6 protein-coding genes are annotated in these 7,806 nt (G+C 44.1%); 4 read left to right on the top strand and 2 right to left on the bottom strand.

The genetic code is table 11. The features are described from left to right. The first annotated feature begins 65 nt into the window (after positions 1–65). The 3 genes from rpsP to F6K46_RS27345 all read left to right on the top strand — a co-directional run bounded on the left by rpsP (position 66) and on the right by F6K46_RS27345 (position 1,872). Positions 66–314, top strand: coding sequence for a 30S ribosomal protein S16 (gene rpsP / locus F6K46_RS27335; RefSeq protein WP_071102122.1), 249 nt, complete (start codon positions 66–68; stop codon positions 312–314). Continuing rightward, positions 289–705, top strand: coding sequence for a KH domain-containing protein (locus tag F6K46_RS27340; RefSeq protein ID WP_075895580.1), 417 nt, complete (start codon positions 289–291; stop codon positions 703–705). The genes rpsP and F6K46_RS27340 overlap by 26 nt, the downstream gene beginning before the upstream one ends. A gap of 210 nt (positions 706–915) precedes the next feature. Next, positions 916–1,872: a PhoH family protein gene (locus F6K46_RS27345; RefSeq protein WP_293062915.1), complete on the top strand. Its 957-nt coding sequence runs from the start codon at positions 916–918 to the stop codon at positions 1,870–1,872. A gap of 26 nt (positions 1,873–1,898) precedes the next feature. On the opposite strand, the gene F6K46_RS27350 is transcribed toward F6K46_RS27345, so the two are convergent. Then, positions 1,899–5,939 carry a CHAT domain-containing protein gene (locus F6K46_RS27350; RefSeq protein ID WP_293062917.1) on the bottom strand — a complete coding sequence of 1,347 codons (4,041 nt, stop codon included), beginning with the start codon at positions 5,937–5,939 and terminating at the stop codon, positions 1,899–1,901. Positions 5,940–6,323: 384 nt separating this feature from the next. After that, the gene (locus F6K46_RS27355; protein WP_198953930.1) at positions 6,324–6,488 is read right to left on the bottom strand and encodes a hypothetical protein; all 165 of its coding nucleotides are present in this window, start codon (positions 6,486–6,488) and stop codon (positions 6,324–6,326) included. 78 nt (positions 6,489–6,566) lie between these two features. Here F6K46_RS27355 and F6K46_RS27360 point away from each other — a divergent pair, with 78 nt between their 5' ends. Then, positions 6,567–7,703, top strand: coding sequence for a transposase (locus tag F6K46_RS27360; protein WP_293062924.1), 1,137 nt, complete (start codon positions 6,567–6,569; stop codon positions 7,701–7,703). Positions 7,704–7,806 lie beyond the last annotated feature (103 nt).

The following is a 7,806-nucleotide window of genomic DNA, read 5'->3' on the forward strand; positions in this document are numbered from 1 at the left end:
CAACCTGTTCACTTTCAAACCCCCAAAGATCGCTTAAAATCAAACAGGTGAATTAATTAGGTACAATGATCAAAATCAGATTAAAACGATTCGGCAAAAAGCGTGAAGTAAGCTATCGAATAGTGGCAATTCCCAGCAGTGCACGCCGTGATGGGCGTCCTCTAGAAGAACTGGGATTCTATAATCCAAGAAATGATGAAACGAGGCTGAATGTACCAGCAATAGTGAAGTGGCTCAAAAATGGAGCTCAGCCAACACAAACCGTGCGTAATATCTTGCAAAAAGCTAATGTTTTTGAACAAATCCGTACCTGAAATCCTATCTGCTTCTGTTAGAGATGATGACCCAGATTATTCAGCACTGGTGAGATTTTTAATCGAGCCGTTCTTGGAATCACCAGACTCCCTCAGCGTAGACTGTGAGAAATCAAATGGGAAAGAGCGTGTCTGGATTCGACTAGCTTTTAATGGAGAGGATAAAGGGCGAGTTTTCGGTCGGGGTGGTCGCAATATTCAAGCGATTCGGACAGTAATTAAAGCAGCAGCCCAAGCTGCTGGCCAAACTGTTTATTTGGATATCTATGAAGGCTCAGGCTCAGGTAGTAGCCCTCGTCGAGACAATGGCCCTAGTCGTAGAACCATTGTCAGAAGAAATTTACCTCGCCGAGTTGCCAGACCTAGAGTAACTCCAAGATTTCCCTCCTAAGTTCTCTATTGCAATAGTTTTGAAGGTTTGGGTAATGAGAGGACAATGGAGAAAAGGGGGTGAAGAACATCCGGCTGCTGTACCTCTCATTACCAATGGCAGGAAACCTTGAAGATTGGTCAAGATTGGTAGATTGAGTTGTCTATTAAGTTACTTTAAGTTACCAGTTAACTTCGATAGTTGAGACAGCAAGCCTGTAGTTGATAAACCTTGAGTGAAGTATCCAAAACAATTGAGCTACCCAGCCCAGAAAGTGCAATCGCCTTGGTGGGAGACCAGGAAGAAAACCTGAAAACCCTATCACGGCAAACCGGTGCGCATCTGGTGCTGCGAGGGCAAGATTTATTGATTTCTGGCACCGAGAAACAGGTCGAGCGGGTATCATCCCTAGTGCGATCGCTTAAAATCTATTGGCTCGAAGGTAAAAGGATTACAGGAGTAGACATCCAAACCGCAATTCATGCCTTAGATACCAAGCGACAGGATGAATTACAAGATTTACATCAAGATGTGCTGGCTCATACTCGCCGGGGTGAAGTGATCCGAGCTAAAACCTTCCGGCAACGGCAGTATATCAAAGCTGTACTAAGCCATGACCTCACCTTCTGTGTGGGACCAGCAGGCACTGGCAAAACCTTCCTAGCTGTGGTAATCGCCGCTCAGGCGTTACTAAATAATCAATATGAACGACTGATTCTGACACGACCAGCGGTAGAAGCTGGTGAAAAACTTGGCTTTTTACCAGGAGACTTGCAGCAAAAAATTAATCCCTATTTGCGCCCCCTCTATGATGCTCTCCATGAACTGATTGATACAGAGAAGACTGCCAATTTAATGGAACGGGGCATTATTGAAGTGGCTCCCCTAGCGTATATGCGAGGTCGCACCCTCAATAATGCCTTCGTGATTATTGATGAAGCTCAGAACACCACACCAGCCCAGATGAAAATGGTTTTGACTCGTTTGGGTTCACGTTCTCGGATGGTAGTCACTGGTGATCTCACCCAGACCGATTTATCTAGCAACCAACCCTCAGGATTAGCGGTAACCCTAAAAATTTTAAGATCTGTAGAAGGCATTGCTTTCTGCGAACTCACCAATAAGGATGTTGTCCGTAATGCCCTCGTTCAGAGGATTGTTACTGCTTATCAAAATTATGAAAAGTGAAGAATTGGTATTAACTAGGGTATTCACTAGGGATCTCCAACCAGAGTGAAAGCAGCCCAATAGTAGGGATGAGAAAAGCTTTGTTTTCCTGGTCCTGACAATTCTGGCGGTAACGAGATGTTCTTGCCCGAGCCATATAACTGATTATTCTCGATACGCACATTGCCTTGAATCATCGCTAACTGTGCCTGTCGTAAGGCTTCGCTTTTACTCGATGTCTTTCTCAACTGACGGTAAAACTCAGTAGTCAGCCCCAGAGCACCTTGATCACTGACATACCAAAGGGTTGCCAAAGTCGAGTCAACTCCTGCCTGAAAGGCTGACCCAGCAAAACCCAACTCCGCTTCTCGATTGCCCAAAGCAGTTCGACAAGCACTGAGTACCAACAACTCTACCGATGGCTCATAAAGCAGATTTTGCATTTCATACAGCCTTAGTTTGTAGTTCCACATCTGAATGTAGGAATCGTTAGGAGTTCCTGGGTTGAACTCTGCATGGGTGGCTAGGTGAATGATCCCATATTGCTGCTGTTGTCGTTGAGCCCTTAAATTGTCCAGAGTAAAGGCTTCGTTGAGAAAAGAGCGACCTTTCCACAGTTTTTCAGTGATGGTGGTTAACTCCACTTCTACCCCAGGCAAAGGCTGTTGATAAGGAAATTTCGATGCTCCCATTGCCAGAACCCGGAAGGGTCTCACATCTGTGTGACGAGAATAGGTTAAGCTCAGACTAGGCACCAAGTTAACACCATATTTCTCAACCAGATATTGTTGCCCATCGTAGATAGCTGCTATAGGTAGGGAGCGCAAACCCTCATCCATAGCAAATATTAGGCTCTGAATCTTGCGGTTATTTAATTCCTTCTCCAAGGGCGCTATGATCCATCGATAAAGTTGCTCAGCTGGGTAATGGTGGTCTTTGGCATCCAAGCTGTCGGCATTGCTAAGCGATCGCTGAAATCTATTGGTCACAGCTAGGACTTGATCACGACTGGCACCATTGATTCGCCGCACAATTGGATTACCTTCAGCTGTGATCACCAAAAGTTCCAGCTGGTCATTTGGTTGTGGTAAGCAACGCTCTGGTGCTTGAGGAACCTCAGAGAGTCGGTAACCAAACCGTCGGTCGATTTTGGAAACAGGGATTGAGGGAGCTTGACATCGAGTGCCTGGTAATGTACTTGAATTTTCGACAAAACTGACGTAAATAACGGCAGTCTTTAGCCCTGTCTCCCTCTCAAGCTCCCGAGTCCGATTGCGGACATCATTCTGAGTGTTGATTTTGGCCTTAAACGGTCGCTGAAAGTGTGACTCATATTCTTTGGTGAAGGCTTCTTCAATTAAATAAACTGGGTCAGTTTCAGGTGAAACTTCTTCAGTTGTGGAATTTGATTGAGATGAAGCAGTAGGGGTTCCAGGTTCTGAACTACCAGGGTCTGAGGTAGAGGAATCTTGGGTGTCACTTATAGTCTTGCCAGAGGTGGAAGCGGGAGTCTGCTTACCACTGTTTCCACCCTTGGACTCACTTGTGTCAGGGGATGTTTCATTGATAGGATCAGATTTTAGGTCATCTTTAATGTCTAGGTCATCTTTAATGTCTAGGTCATCTTTAATGTCTAGGTCATCTTTAATGTCTAGGTCATCTTTAATGTCTAGATCATCTTTAATGTCTAGGTCATCTTTAATGTCTAGGTCATCTTTAATGTCTAGGTCATCTTTAATGTCTAGGTCATCTTTAATGTCTAAGTCCTCTTTAGGGTTTATAATCAGGAGTGGATTGTCCGTATTACTATCTTGATCAGTCTTCGGGTTAGAATTAGTATCTGTGTCAGGGTTCGTGTCAGTCTCGGAGAGATCATCAAAATCAATATCACCATCCTTCCCTCCACCGAAAGCTCGCAAATCTCTCTGGATTTCATTTTGTATTTTTTCTTTCTGCTCTTGAGTGATCTTTTCCTGACTAACAAACTCTACATCACCACCATTACCACTACCCCGAGCTCTTGTCCTTAGTTGCAACTTACCAGAATCGATATTATCTACGATATTCTTTAAATTTGGAACCTGAAACGTTACTTTACCAGCATTCCCACCCCCTGAAACCTCGGTGATGATATCGAGTCTTGCTGCCTCTATCTTAATAGAGCCATTTTTAGTTTCCAAAAATACATTACCAGAATTATTACCATTTCTTTCTGTGGTTCTTATTTGGGTAAAAAAATTGGAAGGATCACTATTGCGAAAAATAATGTCACCTTGAGCGGATAAGATTACAGGACCAGCATTATTATTTTCAATTCCAGGAGCATTATTACCACGACCATTATTTGGATTACTGGTGTCGATATTACCAATGGTGATACTGCCTGATGAAACATCTCCAGAATTGTCGGTAACTTGAGATGAAGCATCTCCAGAATTTACCGCCACTTGATTGCTCAATTCATTTTTATTCAAACCCGCCCTTAAAATCACAGCACGACTACTTCTTAAAGTGTTAATATCTGATTGGCCAATATCTGAAGCTGAATCTGGGTCTAAATCGGCTAGCCCAGTATCTGGTGCAGTGATTTTGATATTCCCAGCTTCAATATTTCCTGTGGATTCTACTTTAAGAGAAGACCCTATGTAATCCCCAAAGGTAACATCCCCGTCAGCGGTGATAATTGGGTCTTGGACGCTAAAAAAGTCACCCGGTTGACCAGCTAAATTCTCAATTGAGAAATTACCGCCACTGGCAAAGTGAGCATCTGTAGAGATCTTGCCATCGCTGACCAAGCTCAGGTTGCCACCACTCTGGAAGCGGGTGTTGGGATTGTTCAGTGCTAGGATATCAATGCCCCGATCCTGCTTAATGCCCTGATCCTGGTTCACGCCCCCATCCCCCTGAATCTTGAGGTTTCCTCCTGCTAACGCTTGAAAGGAATTATCTGGTGTGTCCCTAATCCGCACCGTCTCCTTAGCCAATAAGGTTAAGTCCCCCGTGCTAGATAGCTGGCTTTCCGTCAGAGTCAGGTTATTGTTGGCAGACAGGGTAATGTTATCGCTAGATATCTGGCTTGCACTCAGAGTCAGGTCATTGTTGGCAGACAGGGTGGTGTTCTTACTAGATAGCTGGCTTGCACTCAGAGTCAGGTTATTGTTGGCAGCCAGGAAGGCAGTTTGTGCTGTTACGTCCTTAACAGTTACATCCCCAGGCGCTATAGTAATGCCAGAACTAGTCAAGGTCACGGTGTCATCACCATTATCCGTGAATTCTGTGGCATGACTGACACCATCTCCGGTTAATAGCTCAGCTAAAGTCAGCGGTGTAAAATCTTGTTCTGGTCTGGAAGGATCTGAGGTTAGGGGTTCAACTTCCAAATTCAGCAACAGTCCTTCCTGGCTAATTTTTACCAAACTTTCCCCAGGCACAGCAGCTATAGTAATTGTTCCTTCTGGAAGCTCCAGTTGATTGGTGTTGATGACAGTACCACCGATTAAAGTCAGGTTATTTCCTTCTAGGATTTCTATACCCTCATTAAAAATTAGTCCCGGTGTCTCGGATGTATCAAACGCAAAGGCACTGGGTGTACCGACTAAGGTAGAGTACTCATTGGCACTAAAGGCATTAAACCAATTGTCATCACCAAAGCCAATCCTAGTCGCCGTAGTTGCGGTGAATGAAGCGGGTACATTCAGCTGGGCATTAGCACCAAAAATTATCCCCGCTGGGTTCATTAAAAACAGGTTAGAGTTGCCCTCTGTGACTTTGATCAGACCGTTGATCACAGAAGCATTACCACCGGTGACCCGACTCAGAATGTTTTGTATATCCGGTTGAGATAGGAAGTTAGCAATTTGGTCTTGGTCTAGACCAAACTCCTGAAAGCTGTGAAAGAGATTATCTTCAGAGCGGATGCCACCATCAATGTCAAATTGATTGCCATCGAGGGTGACTTGGGTCTGAGTGCTACCATCGGCTTGAATGGGCTGGGCTTGAGTTGGCATGACACCAATATGGGCTACCAACAAAGATAAGGCTGCCAGGGACTGGCTGATTTGACTCACAGCTAATTTGATTTGGCTCATGGGTAATATCGTTTTTAATCGGCTATCCTGAATTCCAAAATGCATTAGTCAACTACAGGATGAGATTAGCAATTTCCTAATACGTCTGTTTTTAAGCTGAGGTCAGATGCACCCTGGGGTATCAGCTGCTTAGGAGTGAATCACACTGAATCACACTGAATCACACTGAATCACACTGAATCACAATACTGAGGGGAATAGTACTATGAGTCAGGGTTTGGTAAACATCAGGCTGGTGACCTTAACTGAAATCTTGAAGCCTTTATTAAGATATAAGTATATACACTAGTATTATATATACTCTTTTATCGATTAGGGGAGCTTGAGGGGAAAAGAATACCCCATCCCTGCGACGGGTGGGGATGAATTTTCCCCTCAAAATTGCTAAGGTAGTACACCAGTTTTTCCGAAGGCTTCCAGATATTCTGACAGACTCAATCCCGCTTTAGCTGCCATTTGCTTTAACCCGTCCCAAGCGGCATTGGTGGTTCTAACTGTATGAGCTGACTTTGGCTCATGATGAATACAAGGTCTTCCTGATTTTTTCATACGTTAATCCTGTTACCTACTTGTCAAGTATATTTCTGTAAGCTTAATCCGCGATAGCACAGGAAAAAGGTCGATACCATGCAATTAGGATACGTCTATAAACTCAAACCTAGTCCTCAGCAAGAAGCTATCATGATTAAATGGCTAGACATGCTGTTGAGTCAATATAATTACTTGTTGAGAGATAGAAGTGATTCCTATGAACAAGTCAAATCTCCAAAGCTGGGGAATTATTGTGATCTAAGAAGTCATGGAGAGGCGTGTCCACTTACTTGTTCGGTAAGCAAATCAAGTTCTGTTGGGTATCCATGGAAAAATACCAAAAACCCTAGGCGTAGTGCGTACGAGATTCAAAGTTCAACTCTTCCTGTGCTAAAAAAACAGCGCCCCTGGTACAAGCAGATTCATTCAACTGTCTTACAACAAATGCTAAGGCAATTGGATACTGCTTTTACAAAGTTTTTCAAAGGAGAGGCTAGGTATCCAAAACCTAAAAGACGCTCTCGCTATCGGAGTTTTAAATACTCTCCAGGTCAGGTAAAACTAGACGGTAATCGAATTTACTTGCCTGGGATTGGCTGGATGGGCTTTTATAATTCCCGTCCTATTCCGGATGGTTTTACGATGAAATCGGTTACTGTCCGTCGAAAGTCACGAGGCTGGTTTGTCAGCATTCAAATCGAAGATAAATCAGTCCCATTGCCTCCTGTCAAGACTAGGGACGAAATAGATCCAGGACGTGTCAAAGGGTGTGATCTTGGGATCAGGAAGCTTGTCAGTATTTCTGATGGTCAAATCATTGCAAATCCAGCCAAAAGCAGTAAATTTAATCGCCAATCAAGACGTTTAAAACTGAGACAGAGAGCTGCAAGTCGTAAGCGAAAAGGCTCAAAAAATCGTAAAAAGTCATTCAAAAAAGTGGGTTCATTGCATGAACGGATTGAAAATGGGCGCTCGGTATACCACTGGGAAACTGCCAAAAAATTAGTTGATGGTGCAGATGCCCTGGTGTTTGAAGATTTGAACATTAAGGGCATGAAATCTCGCTGTAAGCCCAAGCCCAACGAAAATGGCGGATACGATTCGGCAAAGCCGACGCTTCGCGAACGTAATGGACAATCAGCCAAAAGAGGACTTAACCGCTCAATCTCTGATGCTGCCTGGGGGGAATTGATCAAGAAAATCGAAGTCGTGGCTGCGTGTGGCTTGTTCTAAGTAGGAGCCTCCCGAAACGGGAGGGGTATGACTTAGGTAACTCGCGGGGACAACCCCAAAAAGTTATAACTATCCATCTAGATGGAGGTGAAAGTCCTCCCCT

The organism is Moorena sp. SIO3E8 (genome assembly GCF_010692445.1).
GTDB lineage: Bacteria > Cyanobacteriota > Cyanobacteriia > Cyanobacteriales > Coleofasciculaceae > Moorena > Moorena bouillonii.